A 22,615-nucleotide genomic window follows, 5' to 3' on the forward strand; every position below is an offset into this window, starting at 1 on the left:
AAGAGGAAGCGATGCCCGGACGAGTCGAAGGCAAGGTCGCGTTCATCACCGGAGCCGCCCGCGGGCAGGGACGCGCCCACGCCGTGCGCCTCGCACAGGAAGGCGCGGACATCATCGCGATCGACATCTGCAAGCAGCTCGACACCGTGCCGATCCCCATGTCCACCCCCGAGGACCTGGACGAGACCGTGGCGCAGGTGAAGGCGACGGGCCGCCGCGTCGTCGCCGCCCAGGTCGACGTGCGCGACTACGACGGGCTGAAGGCCGCCGTCGACGACGGCGTCACCCAGCTGGGACGGCTCGACATCGTGGTGGCCAACGCCGGCCTCGCCGCCGACGGCGCCCCCATCCAGGACCTCGACGAGAAGCTGTGGCGCGACTCGATCGACGTCAACCTGACCGGCGTGTTCCACACCGGCAAGGCCGCCATCCCGCACCTCATCGCCGGGGGGCGCGGCGGCGCCATCGTGCTGACCAGCTCCGTCGGCGGCCTGAAGGCGCACCCCAACATCGCCAACTACGTCGCCGGCAAGCACGGCGTGGTCGGGCTGATGCGGTCGATGGCCGTCGAGCTGGCGCAGCACAACATCCGCGTCAACTCCGTCCATCCGACGCAGGTGGGCACGCCGATGCTGCTGAACGACCTCACCTACCGGATGTTCCGTCCCGACCTGGAGAACCCGACCCAGGAGGACATGGCGCCCATCTCGCAGATGATGAACGCGCTCCCGGTGCCCTGGGTCGAGGCCGAGGACATCGCCAACGCCGTCCTGTTCCTCGTCTCGGACGAGGCCCGCTACATCACCGGCGTCCCGCTTCCCATCGACGCGGGCTCGATGCTCAAGTGACCCGGAGGGATCGGATGGGCACCGACGACATGGACACCGGCGACGCCTTCTACTGGGACCCCTACGACCCGCGGTTCACCCCCGACCCGTACCCGACGTACCGCCGGCTCAGGGACGAGGCGCCGCTCTACTACAACGAGAAGCACGACTTCTACGCCCTCGGCCGGTACGACGACGTCGACCGGTGCCTGCCGGACTGGCAGACGTTCTCCTCGGCGCGCGGCAACATCCTCGAGTTCGTCAAGTCGGGCATCGTGATGCCGCCGGGCACCCTCATCTTCGAGGATCCCGAGATCCACGACATCCACCGCAGGCTGCTGGCCCGCGTCTTCACCCCGCGCCGCATCGCCGAGCTGGAGCCGCGGGTGCGCGACTTCTGCGTCCGCACCCTCGACCCGCTGGTGGGGCGGGACCGGTTCGACATCGTCGAGGCCGTCGCCACCGACATGCCGATGCGGGTCATCGGCATGCTGTTCGGGATCCCGGACGCCGACCTGGAAGCGCTGCGCGAGTCCGCCGACGAGAGCCTGCGCACCGAGGCCGGCGGGCAGATGGACCTGCAGGGCGGCGCCGGGCTCAGCAACGAGATGTTCGGCGACTACATCGACTGGCGGCGCGAGCACCCGTCCGACGACCTCATGACGATGCTGATGACCGCCGAGTTCGAGGACGAGAACGGCGAGCGGCGCACCCTCACCCGCGACGAGGTGCTCGTCTACTGCACGGTCGTCGCGGGCGCCGGCAACGAGACCACGGGACGGCTCATCGGGTGGATCGCGTCGGTCCTCGCCGACCATCCGGACCAGCGCCGCGAGCTCGTCGACGACCCGTCGCTGATCGCCAACGCGGTGGAGGAGGTGCTGCGCTTCCAGTCGCCCGGCCCCTTCGCGGCGCGGTACGTGACCCGGGACGTGGAGTTCTACGGGCGGACGGTGCCGGAGGGCAGCGCGATGATGCTCGTCCTCGCCGCCGCCAACCGCGACGAGCGGCGCTATCCGGACCCGGACCGCTTCGACGTCCACCGCAAGATGGGCCAGCACCTGGCGTTCGGCGTCGGCGCGCACTACTGCCTCGGCGCCGCGCTCGCCCGGCTGGAGGGACGGGTGGCGCTGGAGGAGCTGCTGCGGCGCTTCCCGACCTGGGAGGTGGACTGGGACGGCGCCAAGCTCGCGCAGACGTCGACCGTCCGGGGATGGGAGAGGCTGCCGCTCGTCCTGCGCTGAAGCGCCCCGCTCAGGAGGCCGTGCGGGCGGCCTCCTGAGCGCCCGCGTACCGGCGGAGGCGTCGCCCGACGACCGCGGCGGCCCCGGCATGCCCGGCGGGCCGCCGAGGCCCGATGGTGATCACGCACCGTCCGCGTTCTTTCGCGGACAGCCACTTGACAGTACTGCGAGGCCGGGGATGTACTGTCTTTCGCCTGAGACGAGAGTCACAGACTCGAAAACTGCTTATCTGTGTTCTCAGAATGAAGAACTGAACTCTCACAGTCGACACCGAAAGTTATCAACGCGCTTCGGGCCGCCGTCCGACGAGGGGGAGCAGAGGATGCGCGAACGGCAGGGAACACGTCCATGAGCGCGGCAGCGGGACACCGCCTGCGCGCGCCCCGGCCCTCCTGGGCCGGGGTGCCGCGGCGGCTGCTCTTCGGGTGGCTGGAGCAGGCCGGCCTGCTGTTCGCGATCACGCTCGAGGGCTTTCGCAAGACCTGGGACGTGCGCCGCTGGTGGGTCGAGTGGATCGAGCAGTGCTGGTTCATCGCCCGCGTCACCACCCTGCCGGTGATGCTGATCGCGCTGCCGCTCGGCGGCACGATCGCGCTGCAGGTCGGGCAGATCGTCCGGCAGATCGGCGCCGAGTCCGGCACCGGCGCCACCGTCGTGCAGGCCCTGGTCACGCAGGTCGCGCCGATGGCGGCGGCCCTGCTGATCTCGGGGGCCGGCGGCTCGGCCATCACCTCCGACATCGGCTCGCGGCGGATCCGCGACGAGCTCGACGCCATGGAGGTCATGGGCATCAACCCGGTGCACCGGCTCGTCACGCCCCGGCTCTGGGCGGCCAGCACGGTCGGCGTGATGCTCTGCTCGCTGATCATCCTCGCGGGCATCGCCGGCGGGTTCTTCTTCAACGTGATCCGGGAGGGCGTGACGCCCGGGTCCTACTTCGACGGGGCGACGTCGCTCCTGCAGCTCTCCGACCTGCTGATCACCCTGTTCAAGGCGTGGGTGTTCGGCTTCATCGCCGCCGCGGTGGCCTGCTGGAAGGGCATGACCTGCCGGTACGGCGCGAGCGGCGTCGGGCGCGCGGTCAACCAGTCGGCCGTCGTCGCCGCGATGCTGGTGTTCGCGGCGAACTACGTGCTGTCGACGCTGGCCTACAGCCTCTTCCCGCCCCGGATCTGACGGAGATCTGATGAACTCCATCGTCCCGTACCGCGCGGCCGTGGTGCTGCGCCGCCGATGGCGGCCGCGCGCCCCCGAGTTCACCGAGTTCCTGGTCTTCTCCGGGATGGTCCTTCACCACATGGTGGCCGACATCGCGCGCGGGAAGCACCTGAAGGCCGTGGTCCGGCAGGTCAGCGACATCAGCGCCGGCGTCGGCGCGGTCGTGATGGGCCTCGGCATGGTCGTCGTCATCTTCTTCATGTCGTTCTTCACCGGCACCACCGTCGGCCTGCAGGCCATCCCCGGCCTGCAGCGGGTCGGCGTGCAGTCGCTCGCCGGGATCATCGCCAGCTACGCCAACGTCCGCGAGGTGACGCCGATCATCGCGGGGGTGGCGATGGTGTTCCAGCTCGGCGGGTCGTTCACCGCCGAGCTCGGGGCGATGCGGATCTCCGAGGAGATCGACGCCCTAGAGGTCATGGGCATCAACTCGCTCGCCTACCTGGTGTGCACCCGGCTCGCCGCCGCGCTGGTCACGCTCGTCCCGCTGTACCTGCTGGCCCTGTTCGCCAGCTTCTTCGCCACCCGGATCATCTCCATCGACTTCTTCGGCATCTCGCCCGGGATCTACGACTATTACTTCCACCTCTACCTGCCGCCGATCGACGTGTTCTACAGCGTCGTCAAGGTCGTCGTCTTCACGGTGATCATCGTGCTCATCCACTGCTACCGCGGCTACAACGCCTCCGGCGGGCCGGTCGGGGTGGGGCTGGCGACCGGGCAGGCGATCCGCGAGTCCATGGTGACGATCGTCATGGTCAACCTGCTGCTGTCCTACATCTTCTGGGGCAACGGCGGAACAGTGAGCCTGACCGGATGAGGACCGTCGACCTCACGCCGCGCACCCGCCGCCGGTTCGGCGCCCTCGGGGCCGCCCTCGTCGCCGCCGCCGGGCTCGGGTCCTATCTGGCCGCGCGCGACACCCACCCCGGCTCGACGTACCTGAGGGCGACGTTCGGCCGCGCGGGGGAGGGGCTGGACGACCGCTCCGACGTCAAGATCCGCGGCGTCAAGGTCGGGCAGGTCGCCTCGGTCCGCCTCACCCCCGAGGGGAAGGCGCTGGTGCGGATCCGGCTGGACCACGGGGTCCGCGCGCCCGTCACCGCGGAGGCGGCGATCTCGCCGCTGTCGGCGTTCGGACCCAAGTACGTCGACCTGCGGCCCGGCCGGGACGAGGGCGGCGGGCCGTACCTGCGCGACGGCGGCACGATCGCCAGGACCAGCGACCCCCAGGACCTCACCGACGTCGCCGCGCCGACCGTCGACCTGCTCGACGCGCTCGGCCCGGACGACGTCGCCACCATCATGCGGTCGCTGGGGACCGGCCTGGACGGCCGGGGAGCCGAGCTCGCGAGCCTCGTCGACGACTCCTCGAAGCTGCTCGGCGTGACGGCGCGGCGCAGCGGCGACCTCGGAACGCTCATCGGCAATGGCGGCGCGCTCGCCGGCACAGCGGCCCGGCACGGCGACGAGATCGGCCGGATCACCGACGACCTGACCAAGGTCGCGCCGTCCATCACCGGGGACCCCGGGCAGTTCGCGAAGATGCTCGCCGGGCTGGACGAGTCGGCCCGCACCCTGAACCAGATCCTCGCCTCGAACCCGAAGGCCGCGGGCCGCGCCATCGACGCGTTCACACCGGCGGCCTCCGTCCTGTCCAAGTACCGCGGCTACTTCCCCGACCTCATCAGCAGCAGCGGGCTCATCCTGACGCAGCTGGCCGGCATCGCCAACATCCCGGGGCCGCACGGGACGCTGCTCTCCCGGGTCACCATCCACATCAACCCGAGCACCGCGCTGTGCGACTCGCTGCCGGGGATCTGCGGGCCGATCGAGCCCGCGGTCCCGAACAAGCCGAACCCTCCCGCGAACGGAGGCGAGTGATGGCCGCCTCACGCCGGCTCCGGCTGCGCAGGCAGGGCCTGGACATGCGCTCGGCCCGCAAGTTCCTGGTGTTCGGCGTCGTCACGACCCTGCTGACCGTCTACATGGCGTTCCGGATCGTCGGCACCGACCTCGGGTCCGGGCTGCATCTGCGGGCGACGTTCGACGACGTCAGCGGCCTGCGGTCGGGCGACGAGGTGAAGGTCGCCGGCACCCCGGTCGGCCGGGTGACGTCGGTGAAGGTGGTGGACGGGCGGGCGGTGGTGGGGATGAAGATCCGCCCGTCGCTGCACATCCCGGTGGACTCCTCGGCCGTCATCCGCTGGAAGGACCTCATCGGCAAGCGCGAGATCTACCTGGAGACCGGCTCGAGCCGCGTCATGCTCAAGGACGGCCAGCGGCTCACCCGGACCAGGTCGGCGGCCGACCTCGGCGCGCTCATCAACGACCTCGGGCCGCTGGTCGGCGGGATCGACCCGGACGAGATCAACAAGATCCTGCAGTCGTTCGCGACCGCGCTGGACGGCAACCAGGACAGGATCGACCAGATGTCGGTGAACCTGGCGGCGCTGCTGCGCACGCTCGGGTCGCGCAGCGACACGATCCGGCGGATGGTCGGCGACTACAAGACGGTCACCGACGCGCTCGCGGCGCGCGACCGGCAGATCACCGAGACCATCGGGAACCTCACCGACCTCACCCAGGCCTTCGCGCAGGACCGCACGGCCCTCGGCACCGCGAGCACGCGGCTCGGCGACGTCGCGACCAACCTGGACAGGGTGCTCGGCGGGTCCGCCCCGCAGCTCGGCCGGCTGGTGCAGGGCACCACCGACCTGATGGAGATCGCGCACCGCCGGATGCGCGACATCGACAAGATGATCAAGAGCCTGCCGGCGGCGCTGCAGGCGCTGCTGACCCTCATGGACGGCGGCAAGTTCCTGCGCGGCAACGCGCTCTGCATGAACGTCGTCTACAGCGACACCTGCCCGTTCCCCGAGAACCTGCCGCCCCCGCCCGCCAGCGGCCCCGGCGGCTCCGGCGGTTCCAGCAGCGGGGCGGCGGTGACCGGCGACGGCGCCAAGCTGAGCCCCGACCAGCAGCGGGTGTTCCAGGCCATGGTCAAGCTGGCGTTCCTCGGCGGCCAGAACGGGGGCGGGTGATGGGGCGGACGGACCGGACGAGAGGCCGGATGAAGGACGCGTTCACGCGGTCGTTCCGCGACCGCAGCCCCGTGGCGATCGCCGCGGTGACGATCCCGACGCTGGCCGCGCTGGTGATCGCGGCGTACGCCTACGGCACCCTCGGCCTCTTCCAGGGCGGCTACACCGTCAGCGGCGTCTTCGCCGGCACCGGCGGCCTGCAGAAGGGCGCCGAGGTGCAGCTCGCCGGCGTGAAGGTCGGCAAGGTCACCGGCGTCCGCCCCGACTTCCGCAACGGCCATGTCGTCGTCACCTGGAAGGTCGACTCCGGGATCAGGCTGGGCCCGCGGATGCACGCCGACATCCGGCTGTCGAACCTGCTGGGCGGGCAGTACATCCGGCTGTCCGGGCCGGTCGCGCGGCCCTACCTGAACACGCTGCCGGACGGCCGCAGGCGCATCCCGCTGGAGCGCACCAGCATCCCGTACACGCTGAGCAACACGCTCGGCTCCGCGTCGACCATCGCCGGGAAGCTGGACGCCCGGTCGGTCGACCGGCTGCTCGCCGAGGCCGCCAAGGTGAAGCTGCCGTCCCAGCAGGAGACCGCGAAGATGCTCGCGGACCTGCGGAAGGTCAGCGCCGCGCTGAACGACTCCTTCCCGCAGGTCGCCGCGATCATCGCCAACAGCGGGAAGCTGAGCGGCGCGCTCGCGTCCAAGGACCGGCAGCTCACGCAGCTGCTGGACTACGGCGACACGCTCCTGAAGGAGCTGGTCCGGCGGCGCGACGATCTCGCCGCCGCGCTCGGCAGCGGCAGCCGGGTCGTCAAGAGCCTCGACGACACCCTCGCCACGCACCAGAAGCAGCTGAACACGGTGCTCAACGACTTCCACCTCGCCGCGCAGACCGTGGCGGGCGAGAACCTGCCGTCCATGAACGTCGCCCTCGCCTGGTTCGGGCCCGCGTTCTACGGCCTCGGCACCGCCGGCAGCCGCCGCGGCCGGTGGATGGAGGGCGGGTTCGTCGGGTTCGGCCCCGTCCAGCCCGGCGTGGTCGGGCCGCAGCCGAACTTCAACCCGCCCAACTACCCGCTCGTCCCGACGGGGCAGGTCGGAGGATGAGGATGCGACCGCCGCGCCGCCCGCTCGCCGCCGCCATGGCGGCCGTGCTCGGCGCCGCCCTCAGCGCCTGCTCGGTGCTCCCGGGCGCGCTGTCGTCCACGCCGTCCTACCACGTCACCGCCTACTTCACCCGGGCCGTGTCGTTCTATCCCGGCTCCCGGGTGCAGGTCATGGGCGTCAACGTGGGGAAGGTCGACTCGGTCACCCCGGTGAACGGGCAGGTCCGGGTCGTCGCCTCGATCGACGGCGACGTGCCGCTGCCCGCCGCGGCCACCGCCGCCATCGTGCCGCTGAGCCTCATCGGCGAGCGCACGCTGACGTTCAGCCCCGCCTGGCACCCCGGCCTCGCGAGGATGGCGGACGGCGCCGTGCTGCGGACCGACCGGACGCAGGTCCCCGTCGAGGTCAACGACGCCCTCAAGTCGTTCGGCAGGCTCCTCGACAACGTCGACCCGGCCAAGGCCGACACCGCGCTCGGCAACGCCGCCGGCAGCCTCAACGGCAACGGCGCCGCCTTCAACCAGGCGTTCCAGCAGGCCGGGCAGCTGGTGAACAGCCTCGCCGGGCAGGACGAGCAGCTCCTCGAGGTCGCGCAGAACCTCGACCGGCTCGCCGGGATCGTCCGCGGCCGGGAGAAGACGCTCGGCCGGCTCGTCAGCGACTTCTCCAAGGCGTCGACGATGCTGGCGAACGAGCGCCAGAGCATCCGGACGCTGGTCGAGGCGATCGCCGACCTCGCCGAGCGCGGCGACGTCCTCATCAAGATGCACCAGGACACGATCCCCTCCGACCTGGAGAAGACCGCGCAGGTCAGCCTGACGCTCAAGGGCAGCGCGGACACGCTCGGCGGCGTGCTGCAGGCGCTGCCGAACATCGCGTTCCAGTTCGTCAACGCCTACCAGCCGGAGAACCACGCGATCGTCCTGCGGGTCACCCTCGACAACTTCGCGCGGTCCTACCTGGCCGCGGTCCTGAAGTCGCCCACGATCGACGAGAGCGTGCCGTGCCCGCTCCCGCCCCCCTACTCCAACTGCCAGTAGGAGCCACCGTGACACGAACCCTCCTGCGCGCCGGGACGCTCGTGCTCTGCGCGGTGCTGGCGGGCTGCGCGGCGCTGTCCGGCTGCTCGGTCCAGACGCTGCACGCGCCGAAGGGGCCGCTCACCCTCACCGCCGACTTCGCCGACGTGCAGAACCTCGTCACCGGGCACAGCGTCAAGGTCGCGGACGTCGCCGTCGGCTCCGTCACGAAGATCACGCTGGTGGACGCGGGGAGCGGCTACCGCTCCCGGGTCACCATGTCGATCAAGAAGGGCGTGCACATCCCCACCGGGACGACCGCGAAGGTCACCACGACCTCGCTGCTCGGCGAGAACTACGTCCAGCTCCAGCCGCCGCCGGGCCGGGCGCTGAACCAGGGGCCGTTCCTCGCCGACCACGCCCGCCTCGCCCAGACCACCACCAGTCCCGGCTTCGAGGACATCGTCGGCAAGGCCGCCCCGCTCGTCGGCGCCCTCGCCGACGGCGACGCCCCCGGGCTGGTGCGCACCGCGAGCACCGCGTTCGCCGGCCGCGGCCCGCAGCTGAACGCGATGATCGCCAACGCGGACACGCTGCTGAAGACGTTCGGCGCCCGCCGCGAGCAGCTCGGGCGGGCCGTCGACGACCTCGCCGGCCTCGGCGAGAAGCTCGCCTCGCACGAGGACTCGCTGAAGCGGCTGCCGGGACGGGTCGCCGACGCCACGAGACTCCTCGCGGACGACCGGCAGAAGATCCTCACTGCGGTGCACTCCCTGTCCGACCTCGCCCGGACCGTGAACGACACCGTCCTCATCGGGCACACCGACCAGCTCCGCCGGCTCATCGAGCAGATGGGCCCCACGCTGCAGGTGCTCGCCTCCGACAGGACCAAGCTCGGCACGCTCATCAACCGCGTCCAGGAGTTCGTGAGCCGGATGCCCAGGCAGGTCTACAACGGGCAGCTGCTCACCTATCCGGTGATGGACTTCAACGGCTCGGCCACCCGCGGCGCCGGACGGACGCCGTCGTCGCTGGCCGAGCTCGTCCGGATGCTGGGACCGCAGCGGTGACCCGCCGGATCAGGGTCAACCTGGCCGTGTTCGCGCTGCTCGGGGTCGTCCTCACGGTGTGGGCGGTGCGCAACGTCCTCGGCTTCGACCCGTTCTCCCGCCCGTACCGGATCAGCGCGCAGTTCACCGACTCGCGGGGCCTGCAGCCCGGATTCGACGTGACCTACCTCGGCGTCGCCGTCGGCAAGATCCAGTCGGTCCGGCTCGACGGCGGGAAGGTCGTCGTCCGCCTCGCCATCGACAAGGGCCGGCGGGTCCCGCAGGGCGTCACCGCCACGGCCGCGCTCAAGTCCGCGATCGGCGAGCCGTACGTGGACCTGGAACCGGCGGGCGGCCGGGCCGACGCGCCCCCGATGCGCCCCGGCGACGTCATCCCGCTGTCCAGGACGAGCGTCAGCGAGAGCTACGGCGACCTGTTCGCGTCCGTGACCAAGGCCGTCAACGGGCTCGACCCCGCGAACCTCAGGATCGTCACCCGGGAGCTGGCGCGGGGACTGGACGGGCGCGGCGACACGCTCCGGCTCAGCGTCGACGGCGCCTCCCAGCTCGCCCGGACGTTCGCGAGCAACACCACCACGCTCGACAGCCTGATCACCAACCTCGGCGCACTGACCGGCGTCCTCGCCGGGAAGCGCGCCGACCTGGCCGCCGGGATCACCGCCACCGCCGACATCACCTCCTCGCTCGCCGACGTGAACGACTCGCTCGTCCGGATCCGCGACACCACCCCCGACCTGCTGGCGCGCACCGCCAAGGTGCTGCGCGAGTCGCGGCCCGCCGCGCAGTGCATGCTCGGCGCCCTCGGCGACGCCCTGCCGGCACTGCTGACGCCCGCCAACGTGTCCGACCTCTCCCGGGGTCTGCAGTGGTCGCCCCAGCTGGCGTCCGCGATGCGCGGCGTCATCACGTTCGTCAACGGCCAGCCCAACCTCAACATCAAGTTCATCCTCACGCTGACGCCGGAGAAGGGCGCCGTCGAGTACCGCAACCTCACGCCGCTGCCGTCGATCCCGCGCATCCCGTCCTGCCCGGGCGTGGACCTGCCCGCCCAGCAGAGCCCTCCGCTGAAGAAGGCGGAGACGACCGCCAAGGGCGGCTCCGCGACGGGGACCGCGACCACCGCGACCGCGGTGCCCGCCGGCAACGCCGCCGACACCGCCCCCGAGCACCACGGGCCGCCGGCCTGGCTGATCTACCTGCCGCCCCTGCTGGCGGGCCTGGTCCTGCTGCGCGTCGTCATGAGCATGCTCGGCGTGGCATGGCGCCCGATCTGGAGAAGGAGAAGCCGATGAAGACCAAGGCCCCGGCCGCCCGGACGCCCGCCGAGGACGTCCAGGAGATCGACGAGGCGGACCTCCCGGAGACCGACGAGGAGTACGAGCGGGTCTACGTCGTCGTCAGGAAGAAGAGCGCGGCCGCGGATCCCGGCGGCGGCGAAGAACAGACCACCGGAGCGGCGGACGAGCCGACCGGCGACACCGAGGACGAAGACGACACCGCCGAGGTCGACGACGACGGCGAGGCCCCGCGGGAGAAGCCGCGCCGGTTCACGCGCAAGGCCGCGGCCACGTCCGCGCCTCGGATCCCCGAAGTGGCGCCGAAGGTGTGGGCGGCGTCGCTCGCGAGCGGGCCGTTCGGCAAGAGGAGCCGCCGCAAGACGATCGCCGTGCGCGTCCTGACGATCGTCCCCGCCGTCGCGCTGGTCGCGGTGACCGCGCTCCTGTGCGTCGTCTGGCAGCAGAAGGGTGACCTGTCCGCGGACGCCCGGAGGCAGCGCGACCTCGCCGCCAGCGCGCGCAAGGTCGCCGACGTCTTCTTCAACTGGGACTACCAGCACATGGCCCAATCGTTCGCCGCGAAGTACCCGCTGCTCACCAAGGCCGCCGCCGACGCCATCCGGCCCACCGCCGACACCCTGACCAGCTACTTCACCACCAACAAGGTCAGCTCGCGGGCCACCGTCACCGGCGTCTACCCGGGCGCCGTCAAGCGCGGCGCCGCCAACGTCGTGGTGGTCATCAACACGAAGGTGACGACGGGCAAGACGGTGCAGGCCAACAGCGGCGCGACGGTCGCGCTCAGCATGAAGCTCGTCTCGGGGAAATGGCTGGCTGGTAACATCACGCTGCTGAGCCAGGGCGTGGAGTCCGCCACCGACGAGAACGGCAAGCCCGTCCCGGGCGGGACCGGCTCCTCCGGGCTGCCGGGCGCCGTCCCCTCGGCCCGGCCGTCGCGGTGACGCGGGGCGCGACGCCGTCCCGGCCGCACGCCGGTTTCCTTCACCGCTCCGGCCGGAGCGTCCGCTGTGAAAGGCACTGATGCGCACGCACGGGTGGCGAGGCGATCCTCCTCGCGACGACGACGAGGCCCGGCGGCGCATCATCGGCGCGCTGATCCGGTGCGTGGACCGGTTCGGCGCGCACAAGACCGGATTCACGCAGGTCGCCGAGGAGCTCGGCGTCACCCGCGCGACGGTGTACCGCTACTACCGCAACATCGACGAGCTGATGAAGGCGGCGGGGTTCGCCGCGGCCGCCGAGTTCGAGGCGCGGATCGCGGCCGCCATCGGGCCGCTGACCGACCCCGCCGAGATCCTCGTCGAGGTGTTCGCGCTGGCCGTGGAGCAGCTGCCCCGCGACCCGCACGTCGGGATGATCTTCGCCACCGGCCGCGCCCCCATGTTCGGCCCCGAGATCCTCTCGGCCGCCGCCCTGGACGAGATGAAGGTGTTCCTGTCCCGGCTCGACATCGACTGGGCCGCCCTCGGCTATGACGGCGGGGAGCTCACCGGGCTCGCCGAGTTCTTCATGCGCCTGCTCTACTCCTACCTTTCGGTGCCGGAGGCGACGGGGGACGACCCGCGTCCCTTCCTCCGCCGCTGGCTGACGCCCGCCCTGCTCGCCAAGACCACCCCCTGACGTCCCCCTTCCCGGGACGCTTGCGCCTGCTCGTGCACGGGCCTATCCGAGGACGGGATGGTTGGCGCGGAAGACGCCGTGCGGGTCGCGCGAGCGCTTCAACGCCCGCAACCGGGAGAGGACCGGCTCTGGGAAGGCGTCGGCCGCCGACTCGGCGGGGTTCAGCAGCGTGTAGGGCTTGCGCCCCGCGATGACGGCGCCGAACCGCTCGGCCAAGCGGTCCTGCGCGGCGCGGGCCGCGGCGACCGCGTCCGCGGTCGGGCCGACGCCGAGCATCTGGAGGAGGTACGGCTCGCGCAGGGCTCCGCTCGCGCCGGCGCCGGCGGCGGCCTCGGCCAGCGCCCCGCCGAGGTGCCGGACCTGGATCGAGATCAGCGGGTCGATCGGCTCGGTCGCCAGGCCCTCGTCCAGGCCGGTCAGCAGTTCCGCGCGGGCCACCGAGGAGGACGGTGCGGTCGGCTCGGCGGTGATCCCGCCGAGGCCGGCCACCGCCACGGGCCCGCGGTCGTCGCTGACCACGTCGCCGATGCCGTCGATCTCGCGCACCAGCGCCGCGCCCTCGCGCGGGTCGCCGAGGTAGGTCAGGTCCAGCCCGGCCATGGGCGGCGCCCCGGGGAAGGCGAAGCGGTTGAACCAGACGGTCAGCTCGGGCGGCGCCGCCTCGGTGATGCCGCGGAAGGCCTCGAACACCTCGCCGCTCCGCGCGCCCCGCCAGACCACCCGCCCGCCGTACAGCGAAGGCGCCGGACGCAGGTCGAACTCCAGCGACGTCACCAGCGCGAAGTCACCGCCGCCGCCCCTCAGCCCCCAGAACAGTTCCGGGTCGGACGCGCCGGTGACCCGGACCCGCGCGCCGTCGGCGTCGACGGCGTCGAACGCGCGCACGCCGTCCGAGGCCCAGCCGTACCTGCGGCCGAACCAGGACAGGCCCCCGCCCAGCGTGTACCCGGTCACGTTGACCACCGGCGAGCTGCCGGCGAGACCGGTCAGGCCCTGCGGCCCGGCCTCCGCCAGCACCCGCCCCCAGTTCACGCCCGCGCCGGCCCACGCCACCCGTTCCCGCGCCGACACCCGCAGGTCGTCCAGGCGCCCGGTGCGCAGCAGGATCACCCCCTCCACGTCACCGGAGGCGTCATGGCCGCCGGCCTGGGCGGCCACCGTCAGGCCCGAGCGCCGCGCGTAGCGGACCAGCGCGGCGACGTCGCCCGCGTGCTCGGCCTCGACCACCGCCGCCACGGGCTGCTCGATCGTCAGGTTCCACGCTCTGCGCGCCTCGTCGAAGCCGTCGTCGCCGACCCCCAGCACCCGCCCTTCGACCGCTCTCCGCAGATCACCGATCGTCACGAAGGACTCCCTGCCCACGACGGCACCGTCCAGACCAGGAGGCGCGCCGCCCCCGACCGAGAACCCCCGCAGAAAAACTACAAGGATGTAGAACTTAACGCTCGGTATCCGTATCCTCGCTGTGGGCGTCCGCGGTGGGCGCCGTCACCGATCGTCGCGCTGACAGCAAACGGGGGTTGCGCATGACCACCACAACGGCACGCTCGCTTCGCGCCGGGGACAGGCTCCGGGAAGCGATCCGGACGGCGGAGGCCACCCCGCTCATCGGGGTGTTCGACATGTTCTCCGCGTCGATCGCCGCGCAGGAGTTCGACGGCATGTTCGTCTCCGGGTTCGGGTTCGCCGCCTCCCACTACGGGCTGCCCGACATCGGGTTCATCGCCTGGCCCGACATGGTCGGCTTCGCGCAACGGCTGCGCCTGGCCTTCCCGCACCACCATCTGCTGGTGGACATCGACGACGGCTACGTCGACCCGGAGGTGGCCTGCCACGCCGTCGCGCACCTGGAGGCGGCCGGCGCCTCCGGCGTCATCATCGAGGACCAGAAGCGCCCGCGCCGCTGCGGGCACGCGGACGGCAAGCTGATCCTGCCGCTGGAGGAGTACCTGGCCAAGCTCGAGATGGTCCTGGCGACCCGCCGCGACCTGGTCGTCGTCGCCCGCACCGACGCCACCGAGGAGCAGGAGATCCTGCGCCGCGCGGCCGCGCTCGCCGCCACCGACGCCGACGTGGTCCTCGTCGACGGTGTGCGCAGCGCGCAGGCCGTCCGGCGGATCCGCGAGGTGATCGGCGACAAGCCGCTGCTGTTCAACCAGATCGCCGGCGGGAAGTCGCCGCGGCTCTCGCTGACCGACCTCACCGCCCTCGGCGTGGACGTCGCCATCTACAGCACGCCCTGCCTGTTCGCCGCGCAGACCGCGATGCGGCGGTCGCTCGAGGAGCTGAAGAAGGCCGACGGGATGCTCCCGGAGGCCTCCATCGGCGTCGCCGACTCCACGGCGCTGCTGGAGCGCAACATCAGCCGCCACCACGCCACCGGCCGCCGCGAGTCCGGGCTCTTCTAGATCTGCTCGATGTTTCCGGGTCTGCTCGATGTCGCGAGTTCGCCTGCTGGCCTCGTCGCCGCTCAGCCGGACGCCAACGCTTCGTCCCGCTCGTTCACCACGGTGATCAGGGCCTCGGCCGGCTCGCAGTCGGGGGCCGAAGCGCGAAGACGGATCCGCCCCGTTCCGGTGGGGCGCAGGACGGCCAGCACACGTCCCTCGTAGGTGCGGTGTTCGGTGGCGTCGAAGCGCTGCTCGGTGGAGGGGGCGGCGCTGCCGAATCCCGCCAGCACGCCCGGGCCGGAGATCTCCACGGTCACCGGGCGGTCGGCCGCGGTGTGGACGGTGCCGCCGGCGTCGGCCAGGGCGAGCGCGACGTACGCCAGGTCGCCGCCGGAGGCGGTGATCACCGGACGGTCGGGCTCGGCGCGCAACCGGAGCGGGCCGGTCGCCGTGCGCAGGACGTGGCGTCCGGTCTCGGCGCCGTCCCGGTACGCGATGGCCACGAGTTCGCCGGGCCGGTACAGCGTGTCGAACTCGGCGCGGAACCGGTGCTCCTCACCCGCGGGCTCCCGGCCCAGCGAACGGCCGTTGACCAGGAGTTCCACCTCGTCGGCGGAGCTGTAGACCTCGACCTTCACCGGCCTGCCGTCGAACCCCGGCCAGGTCCAGCCGGAGATCGCGTCGCTCCAGGCCCAGGGCGTCGCGTCCCAGGCCCGTCCGTGGTGCTCGGGGCGCTGGACGGCGATGTACGGGGCGGCGCGCAGGCCGAAGACGATCTCGCGGTAGTAGGAGGCGGGCCGCCGGTGGCCGGTGATGTCGATGTCGCCGCACCCGGCGAGCAGGTGCGGGTACGGGGCGAGGAGGCCGGAGCCGGGCTCGGACGCGCGGTAGCGGGGACGGCCGATGCCGCACTCGCCGAGGTAGTCCCAGCCCGTCCAGGTGAAGTCGCCGATGACGTGCCCGTACCGCTTCACCAGGCTCCAGGTGGTGTCGACGCGGGTCGGGAAGGTCTCGGTGCCGACGATGATCCGGTTCGGGAACAGGTCGCGGTCCAGGGCGTAGCGGCTGTCGGAGTAGTTCATGCCGGCGATGTCCAGCACGCTGTAGGACTCGGCGGTCCGCTCGGTCACCAGGTCCGAGGCGGCGACGAGGTTCATCATGTCCCCGGCGTCGGCCATGAGGGTGTTGATGCCCGCGCCGTCCGGTTCCCGCGCCGAACGGCTCGCCCGCGCCAGGTCCGGCAGGACGGCCAGCAGGTTGTTGATCCCGTTGGTGACGTAGCGGGTGCCGTCCAGGGAGCGGACCTTCTCGGCGAGCCTGCGGCCCAGCGCGGCTCCCGAGGGCGTGCCGGTCTCGGGGATCTCGTTGCCGATGGAGTAGCAGATGACGCTGGGGTGGTTGACGTCCTTGGCGACCATCGCCTCGACGTCGCGCTCCCACCACTCGGGGAAGCTGAGGCTGTAGTCGAAGTCGCTCTTCGACGAGGTCCACACGTCGAACGCCTCGTCGATCACCAGCATGCCGAGCCGGTCGCACGCGTCGAGCATCGCGCGGCTCATCGGGTGGTGGGCCATGCGCAGGGCGTTGAACCCGGCGTCCTTGAGGGTCCGCACCCGCCGCTCCTCGGCGCGGGCGTGGGTCGCCGCGCCCAGGACCCCGTTGTCGTGGTGGACGCACGCGCCGCGCAGGTCGACGGTCGCGCCGTTGACGCGCAACCCGGACCGGGGATCGAGTCGAAGCGAGCGGATGCCGAAGGCGGTGGCCTCGGCGTCCACCTCGGCGCCGTCCTGCCTGAGCGCGACCTCGCACGAGTAGAGCGCGGGCGACTCGGGGCTCCACAGCGCGGGTTCGGGCACGTAGAGACGCCGCCGGACGGTCGCGGGCTCGCCGGGCAGCACGGTGACCTTCGCGGTGTCGGCGGCGACGACGGCTCCGGCGGCGTCGCGGATCCCGGCCACCAGGTCCAGGGTGCGGATCTCGACCGAGTCGTTCTCGACCGTGGCCGCCACCTCCACCACGGCGCGCTCGCGGTCGATGTCCGGGGTGGTCACCCGCAGGCCGTCGGGGGCGATCCGGACCAGGCCGCCGGTGAGCATCCAGGTGTCCCGGTAGATCCCCGCGCCGGTGTACCAGCGGGAGTCCCGGTGGGTGCGGGCCTCGACGCGGATCTCGTTGTCCTCGCCGAAGCGCAGGAAGCGCCCGGCGTCGACGCGGAAGCGGGAGTAGCCGTACGGGCGCTGGCCGGCGAAGTCGCCGTTGACGTACACGGTCGCGTCCCGGTAGACGCCCTCGAACTCCAGAAGGATCCGCTTGCCCCGGTCCGCGGGCGGGACGGAGAAGACCTTGCGGTACTCGAAGGCGCCGCCGGGGAAGTGGGCGCGGGACGCGGCCTCCATCGCGTCCTCGCGGCCGCCGACGGCCGCCCGGTCCTGCTCGATCATCGCGTCGTGCGGCAGCGTGACCGGCCGGAACGGGGCGGACGCGCCCATCAGCTCGGCGAAGGGGTTGACCTTCGGCCGGACCTCCCAGCCGTCGTTGAAGGAAGTGCGGATCACGGGTTCTCGTCCTCTCGTCTCTTGACCGGCGATGGCGGCGGGGATCAGGCGGGCCGGAGCTCGAGCGCCGCGGTGACGGCGCCGGGGTCGCCGGCGTGGGAGGCGGCCTCGATGACCGCGGCGGAGGCCGCGGGGACGAAGCCGCCGCCCGTCCAGCGCTGCAAGGGACGGGTCGAGGCGGGCACCGTGACCTGCGCCGCCGCGCCGGGTTCCAGGCCGACGGCGGCGAAGCCGAGCAGGACCCTGGACGGGAAGTCCCCGCCCGCGCCGACGGGCCGTCCGTACAGCTGGACGACGTGGCGGCCCGCGCGTGCGCCCGTGTTGGTCACGGTCACGGCGGCGGTGAACGCGTCGCCGTCGAGGGCGCCGACGGCGAGGTCGGTGAGCGTGAAGGTGGTGTAGGACAGCCCGTAGCCGAGGGGGAAGGCCGCCCGGTGACCGTCCCGGTCCAGGAGCCGCTGGCCGAACCACTTGTCGTAGGTGACGGCGGTGGCGTCGGGGTCGAAGCGGGGCAGATGCTCTTCCGAGACCGGGATGGAGTACGGCAGGCGCCCGGATGCGTCCACGTCGCCGAGCAGCACGTCGGCCAGGGCGTGGCCGCCTTCGCACCCCGCGTACCAGGAGAGCAGGACGGCGGGCACGGCGTCGCGCCATTCTTCGGTGATGACGGCGCCGGCGGTCACGATCGCCACGACGGTACGCGGGTTGGCCGCCGCGGCGGCGCGGACGATACCGGCGTCGATCGGCCTCAGCCGCAGGCTCGTGCGGTCGCCCCCGGCGCCGACGGCCGCGCTCGCGCCGGTCCCGCCGGAACCGTCCATGAACGAGGCGAACCGCTGCCGGGTGAGGTCGTCATCGATCGGGGGGAACAGGCCCAGCAGAGCCGCGTCGGACAGCACGTCCCCGCCGACGTACTCGCCCTCGTCCTCGGCGGTGTAGCCGACCACGACCACGACGGCGTCGCACCGGGCGGCGGCCGCCGCGGCGGCGGCCGGATCGTCCTCGGCGACGTGCTCGACGCGGGTGCCCGGGAGCGCCTCGGTCAGGCCGCGCAGGGGAGTGACCACCTCGGGGGCGTGCACGTCGGACGAACCGTGGTCGCCGGTGTTGGGCAGATGCGCCAGGCGCCCGATCACCGCGAGTGAGGAGAGGCCTCGCGGCAATGGCAGCAGGGGAGCACCGTCGACCGGGGCGTTCTTGAGCAGCACCATCGCCCGGGCCGCGACCTCGCGCGCCAGCGCGCGATGCTCGGGACAGAACACGACGTCTGCCGGCGGCTCGTCCTCGGCGCGGGTCGCGTAGTGCCGCAATTGCGTGCGCAGGACGCGCCGGGCCGCCCGGTCGACCTCGTCCCAGGACACGCGACCGGATTCCAACGCGGACGGCAGATGCCGCGCCCGCTGCTGCCGGAAGGGCTCCTCCACGTCCAGCCCGGCGCGCAGCGAGAGCGCGGCGTCCCGCAGGCCCCAGACGAAATCGGAGACGGTAACGCCGGTGAAGCCCCACCGTCCGCGCAGCACGCCTTCGAGGAGCTGCTCGTTCTGCCCGGCCCACTCGCCGTTGACCGCGTTGTAGGCGGTCATGATCCCCGACACGCCCTCGTCCACCACCCGCCGGAAGTGCGCCAGGTAGACCTCGTGCAGTGCCGCGTCGTCGGCGGTGACGTCCACCTTGAACCGGGCGTTCTCCATGGAGTTGAGCGCGTAGTGCTTGGCCACCGCCATCGCGTTGCGCTGCACTCCGCGGGTCAGCGCGGCGCCGAACTCCCCGAGCAGGACCGGGTCCTCGCCGTAGGTCTCCTGCACCCGCCCCCAGGCGGGGTGGCGCGGCAGGTTGACGCACACGCCGCCGAAGAAGTTGCCGCCCTGGGCGCGCACCTCGCGGCCGATCGCGACGCCGACGCGCTCCTCCAGGCCCACGTCCCAGGTGGCGCCGCGGGCCATGGAGACGGGGAAGGCCGTCGATCGCCCCATCACCACCCCGCGCGGCCCGTCGGAGAACAGCAGGCCGGGGACGCCCAGCCGCTCGATCCGGCCCATCGGGAGGGGAGCGCGGTTGTAGCCGTCGGTCATCATCGCGGCCAGGCCCTGTCAGAACGGCTGGTCGCCGTCCAGCAGCCACAGCCGCTCCTCGGGGGTGAGGAGCCCCAGCAGGTCTCCGGCGGCCTGGTCGGGTGAGGCGCCGGCGCGGACGGCGGCGACGGCGGCGGGAAAGGCGGCGGGATCGGGAGTCGCGGGCATGGCACGCCCCTTCCGTGGGCAGGCGGCGCACTTCTTATCTACCGAATCGTAGATAAGCTTGGCCGGTACCATGACCGCCGTCAATCCCCGTCCGGAGGAACCGCGCCCGCATGCCCCCAGCGCCAGGCCGCCGCCGGCTGCCGCTCGCCGAACGCCGCGAGGAGATCCTGAAGGCGGCCACCGAGCTCATCGCGTCCTCCGGTTTCAAGGGCGTCCCGCTGGAGGCGTTCGCCGCCGCCTGCGGCATGACCAAGGCCGGGATGCTCCACCACTTCCCCTCCAAGGACGCCCTGCTCATCGCGGTCCTCGAACGCCGCGACGACCTCGACCTCGCCACCGTCGGCGGCACCCTGGAGCCCGCGCGCGACCCGGCCGCCGCGCGGGCGACCATGACGGCCTTCGTCCGGCGCAACCTCACCCAGCGCTCGATCCTGCAGCTGTACGCCGTCCTCGCCGCCGAGGCGCTCAACCCCGCGCATCCCGCGCACGCCTACTTCCAGACTCGCCTCGAAGAGGGGCGCGCCATGTTCGAGCGCTACCTGCTCTCGTGGCACCCTCGGCCCGGCTTGGCCGCGGTGGAGCTGCTGTCCTTCCTCGACGGCCTGCAGCTCCACTGGCTGCGCGACCCCGGCATCGACTTCCTCGCCCAATGGGAGCTGTTCGCCGACCGGTTCTTCGTTCTTGACGGACCGGTCAACTATCCGCGAGGGTGAGGGGCGTGCCCCGGACGAGCGACGCGCGCGAGCGGCTGGTGAGGAGCGCCGTGCAGCTGTTCCTGACCCGCAGCTACCAGTCGGTGGGGGTGGAGGAGCTGTGCGCGGCCGCCGACGTGCGGCGCGGCAGCTTCTACCACTTCTTCCCGGCCAAGTCCGACCTGGCCAAGGCGGTCATCGACCACCACGCCGCCGCGTTGTGGGAGCGCCTGGACCAGGCCGCCGGCGCCTCGCCGGCCTCCGACGGTGGCGCCTCACCCGCCTCCGAGGGCGCGGCCGAGGCGGCCGCGCGGCTGCACGCGATGGCCGACGCGGTGGGGGAGATCCAGTCGGGCTTCGAGGCCCGGTTCGGACGGGTCGTCGGCTGCCCGTTCGGGAACCTCGCCGCCGAGCTGGCGACCACCGAGGACGGCCTCCGCGCGCATCTCGCCGCGGTCTTCGCCGGATGGCAGCGGCGCCTCGCCGTGCTGTGCCGCGCGGCGGCCGACCGGGGCGCGCTGCGCGACGGCGTCGACCCGGACCTGCTGGCCACGATCCTGGTCGCCCAGTTCCAGGGCATGATCCTGCTGGCCAAGACGGGCCGGTCGGACGCGTCGCAGATCCCCCGGGCCCTGCACCAGGTGATCGCCGCCAACCTCCGGGAGCGCGCATGACCGAAGCCGTGGACTTCCATTTCGACCCGATGTGCCCGTTCGCCTACGCGACCTCGGTCTGGCTGCGCGAGGTGCGCGACCGGCTCGGGATCGAGGTCGCCTGGCGCTTCTTCAGCCTGGAGGAGGTCAACCGCGCCGAGGGCAAGAAGCATCCGTGGGAGCGGCCGTGGTCGTACGGCTGGTCGCTGATGCGGATCGGCGCGCTGCTGCGGCGCCGCGACATGGCGGCGCTCGACGCCTGGTACGGCGCGATCGGCGCCGAGCTGCACGTGCGCGGCGGCAGGCCGCACGATCCCGCCGTCGCGCGGCGGCTGCTCGACGAGCTCGGCTTCGGCGCCTCGGTGCTGGACGAGGCCCTCGCCGACCCCGGCACGCACGACGACGTCCGGGCCGACCACCGGCGGGTGGTCGACGCCGGCGGCTTCGGCGTGCCGACCCTGTTCTTCCCGGACGGCCAGTGCCTGTTCGGGCCGGTGCTGATCGACCCGCCCGCCGGCGACCGCGCCGTGCGGCTCTGGGAGACCGTCACCGGGATGCTGGAGTTCCCCGACCTCTACGAGATCCAGCGGCCGAAGGGCGCCGCGGAACGGCGGCGCATCCACCGGGCGCTCCAGCCCTATCTCAGCGGCCGCGACTGGGTCAGCATCGACCGCGGCCGAGTGATCGAGATCCCCGAGGACGCCGGAAAGGGCGGTGCGGCATGAGCCGGGACGCGGACCGGAAACATGTGATCGACGTGCTCGTCGGGGAGTGGGCGGCGCTCGACCGGCTGCTCACCTCCCTCGCCGGCGCGGACTGGTCGCGGCCGACCTGCCTGCCGGGCTGGCGGGTGACCGACGTCGTGGCCCACCTGATCGGGACCGAGTCGATGCTCGCGGGCGAGCCCGTGCCTGAGACCGGCGCCGACGTCACGGCGCTGCCGCACGTCCGCAACGACATCGCGGCGGTGAACGAGCAGTGGGTCACGGCACTGCGCGAGGAGGAGCCCGCCGCGATGCTGGCGCGGTTCCGCGACGTCACCGCCCGCCGCGCCGGGACGCTCGCCGGGATGTCCGAGGCCGACTTCGACGCCCCGAGCTGGACGCCCGCGGGCCAGGCGACCTACGGCCGGTTCATGCAGATCAGGATCTACGACTGCTACATGCACGAGCAGGACGTCCGCGCCGCCGTCGAAGCCCCGGGGAACGAGGAGGGCCCGGCGGCCGATGCCGCGATCGACGAGGCGGCCCGCGCCCTGGGGTACGTCGTCGGCAAGCGCGCCGCGGCGCCGGACGGCAGCACCGTCCGCTTCGACCTCACCGGACCGGTCCGGCGCGCCCTGACGGTCGAAGTCGACGGCCGCGCGCGGCTGGTCGACGGCGGGGGAGGAACCCCGACGACGGCACTGCGCCTGCCTTCGACGCTGTTCCTGCGGCTCTGCGGCGGCCGTACCACCGCGCACGACGCCGTGGAGGTCGCCGGCGACGGCGAGCTGGGCCGCCGGATCCTCGACAACCTGGCCTTCACCATCTGAGGCCCGCGCCCCGCGCGCGCCGAATCGTTCCTGGTCAGCGGATTGGTCGGGGCCGACTCGGGTACAGCGCACAAATAGGACATTTCAACCTAGTCAGGGAGGGACGACCAT

The 22,615-nt window shown here is 72.4% G+C and carries 21 protein-coding genes; 17 read left to right on the top strand and 4 right to left on the bottom strand.

Features of this window, described 5'->3' with window-relative positions; translation table 11 throughout:
- Positions 1-11 precede the first annotated feature (11 nt).
- From AB0C78_RS09360 to AB0C78_RS09415, 12 genes are all read left to right on the top strand, one after another.
- Positions 12-848 (top strand): mycofactocin-coupled SDR family oxidoreductase, encoded by an 837-nt coding sequence (locus tag AB0C78_RS09360; RefSeq protein WP_360744191.1) that lies wholly within the window; start codon positions 12-14, stop codon positions 846-848.
- A 14-nt stretch (positions 849-862) separates the two neighbouring features.
- Positions 863-2,071 (top strand): cytochrome P450, encoded by a 1,209-nt coding sequence (locus tag AB0C78_RS09365; RefSeq protein ID WP_360744194.1) that lies wholly within the window; start codon positions 863-865, stop codon positions 2,069-2,071.
- A gap of 414 nt (positions 2,072-2,485) precedes the next feature.
- A complete protein-coding gene (locus tag AB0C78_RS09370) occupies positions 2,486-3,247 on the top strand; it encodes an ABC transporter permease (protein ID WP_225991973.1) in 762 nt (253 codons plus the stop codon).
- A gap of 10 nt (positions 3,248-3,257) precedes the next feature.
- The gene (locus AB0C78_RS09375; RefSeq protein WP_360744197.1) at positions 3,258-4,109 is read left to right on the top strand and encodes an ABC transporter permease; all 852 of its coding nucleotides are present in this window, start codon (positions 3,258-3,260) and stop codon (positions 4,107-4,109) included.
- On the top strand, positions 4,106-5,173 hold the full coding sequence (locus AB0C78_RS09380) for an MlaD family protein (RefSeq protein ID WP_360744200.1): 1,068 nt from the start codon (positions 4,106-4,108) through the stop codon (positions 5,171-5,173). Before AB0C78_RS09375 ends, AB0C78_RS09380 begins: the two co-directional genes overlap by 4 nt.
- Positions 5,173-6,333, top strand: a complete 1,161-nt coding sequence (locus AB0C78_RS09385) for an MCE family protein (protein ID WP_360744203.1) — start codon at positions 5,173-5,175, stop codon at positions 6,331-6,333. The genes AB0C78_RS09380 and AB0C78_RS09385 overlap by 1 nt, the downstream gene beginning before the upstream one ends.
- A gap of 29 nt (positions 6,334-6,362) precedes the next feature.
- Positions 6,363-7,433, top strand: coding sequence for an MlaD family protein (locus AB0C78_RS09390; protein WP_360744206.1), 1,071 nt, complete (start codon positions 6,363-6,365; stop codon positions 7,431-7,433).
- Positions 7,430-8,473 (top strand): MlaD family protein, encoded by a 1,044-nt coding sequence (locus AB0C78_RS09395; protein WP_360744209.1) that lies wholly within the window; start codon positions 7,430-7,432, stop codon positions 8,471-8,473. Before AB0C78_RS09390 ends, AB0C78_RS09395 begins: the two co-directional genes overlap by 4 nt.
- Before the next feature lie 8 nt (positions 8,474-8,481).
- The gene (locus tag AB0C78_RS09400; protein ID WP_360744212.1) at positions 8,482-9,522 is read left to right on the top strand and encodes an MCE family protein; all 1,041 of its coding nucleotides are present in this window, start codon (positions 8,482-8,484) and stop codon (positions 9,520-9,522) included.
- Positions 9,519-10,814, top strand: a complete 1,296-nt coding sequence (locus tag AB0C78_RS09405) for an MCE family protein (RefSeq protein ID WP_360744215.1) — start codon at positions 9,519-9,521, stop codon at positions 10,812-10,814. The genes AB0C78_RS09400 and AB0C78_RS09405 overlap by 4 nt, the downstream gene beginning before the upstream one ends.
- On the top strand, positions 10,811-11,761 hold the full coding sequence (locus AB0C78_RS09410) for a hypothetical protein (protein WP_360744218.1): 951 nt from the start codon (positions 10,811-10,813) through the stop codon (positions 11,759-11,761). Before AB0C78_RS09405 ends, AB0C78_RS09410 begins: the two co-directional genes overlap by 4 nt.
- A 79-nt stretch (positions 11,762-11,840) precedes the next feature.
- Positions 11,841-12,440 carry a TetR/AcrR family transcriptional regulator gene (locus AB0C78_RS09415; RefSeq protein ID WP_360744221.1) on the top strand — a complete coding sequence of 200 codons (600 nt, stop codon included), beginning with the start codon at positions 11,841-11,843 and terminating at the stop codon, positions 12,438-12,440.
- 42 nt (positions 12,441-12,482) lie between these two features.
- Here AB0C78_RS09415 and AB0C78_RS09420 read toward each other — a convergent pair whose 3' ends face one another.
- Positions 12,483-13,784 carry an FAD-binding protein gene (locus AB0C78_RS09420; protein ID WP_360744224.1) on the bottom strand — a complete coding sequence of 434 codons (1,302 nt, stop codon included), beginning with the start codon at positions 13,782-13,784 and terminating at the stop codon, positions 12,483-12,485.
- A gap of 182 nt (positions 13,785-13,966) precedes the next feature.
- On the opposite strand from AB0C78_RS09420, the gene AB0C78_RS09425 reads away from it, so the two are divergent.
- On the top strand, positions 13,967-14,848 hold the full coding sequence (locus AB0C78_RS09425; protein WP_360744227.1) for an isocitrate lyase/PEP mutase family protein: 882 nt from the start codon (positions 13,967-13,969) through the stop codon (positions 14,846-14,848).
- Between the two features lie 62 nt (positions 14,849-14,910).
- Here AB0C78_RS09425 and AB0C78_RS09430 read toward each other — a convergent pair whose 3' ends face one another.
- From AB0C78_RS09430 to AB0C78_RS09440, 3 genes are read right to left on the bottom strand one after another with little or no spacing between them, the layout of a single operon-like run.
- A complete protein-coding gene (locus AB0C78_RS09430) occupies positions 14,911-17,385 on the bottom strand; it encodes a glycoside hydrolase family 2 TIM barrel-domain containing protein (RefSeq protein WP_360744230.1) in 2,475 nt (824 codons plus the stop codon).
- A 44-nt stretch (positions 17,386-17,429) separates the two neighbouring features.
- Complete coding sequence (locus AB0C78_RS09435) at positions 17,430-19,460, bottom strand: glycoside hydrolase family 3 C-terminal domain-containing protein (protein ID WP_360744233.1); 2,031 nt, start codon at positions 19,458-19,460, stop codon at positions 17,430-17,432.
- A 15-nt stretch (positions 19,461-19,475) separates the two neighbouring features.
- The gene (locus AB0C78_RS09440; RefSeq protein ID WP_360744236.1) at positions 19,476-19,625 is read right to left on the bottom strand and encodes a hypothetical protein; all 150 of its coding nucleotides are present in this window, start codon (positions 19,623-19,625) and stop codon (positions 19,476-19,478) included.
- Positions 19,626-19,735: 110 nt separating this feature from the next.
- Between AB0C78_RS09440 and AB0C78_RS09445 the strand changes: the two genes are divergently transcribed.
- From AB0C78_RS09445 to AB0C78_RS09460, 4 genes are read left to right on the top strand one after another with little or no spacing between them, the layout of a single operon-like run.
- The gene (locus AB0C78_RS09445) at positions 19,736-20,338 is read left to right on the top strand and encodes a TetR/AcrR family transcriptional regulator (protein WP_360744239.1); all 603 of its coding nucleotides are present in this window, start codon (positions 19,736-19,738) and stop codon (positions 20,336-20,338) included.
- A gap of 5 nt (positions 20,339-20,343) precedes the next feature.
- Positions 20,344-20,991 carry a TetR family transcriptional regulator C-terminal domain-containing protein gene (locus AB0C78_RS09450; RefSeq protein ID WP_360744241.1) on the top strand — a complete coding sequence of 216 codons (648 nt, stop codon included), beginning with the start codon at positions 20,344-20,346 and terminating at the stop codon, positions 20,989-20,991.
- A complete protein-coding gene (locus tag AB0C78_RS09455) occupies positions 20,988-21,695 on the top strand; it encodes a DsbA family protein (RefSeq protein ID WP_360744244.1) in 708 nt (235 codons plus the stop codon). The genes AB0C78_RS09450 and AB0C78_RS09455 overlap by 4 nt, the downstream gene beginning before the upstream one ends.
- Entirely contained in the window at positions 21,692-22,504 is an 813-nt protein-coding gene (locus AB0C78_RS09460; RefSeq protein WP_360744247.1) for a maleylpyruvate isomerase family mycothiol-dependent enzyme, read from the top strand. The genes AB0C78_RS09455 and AB0C78_RS09460 overlap by 4 nt, the downstream gene beginning before the upstream one ends.
- The last annotated feature ends 111 nt before the right edge of the window (positions 22,505-22,615 follow it).

The organism is Actinomadura sp. NPDC048394 (genome assembly GCF_040651755.1).
Taxonomy (GTDB): domain Bacteria; phylum Actinomycetota; class Actinomycetes; order Streptosporangiales; family Streptosporangiaceae; genus Spirillospora; species Spirillospora montaniterrae.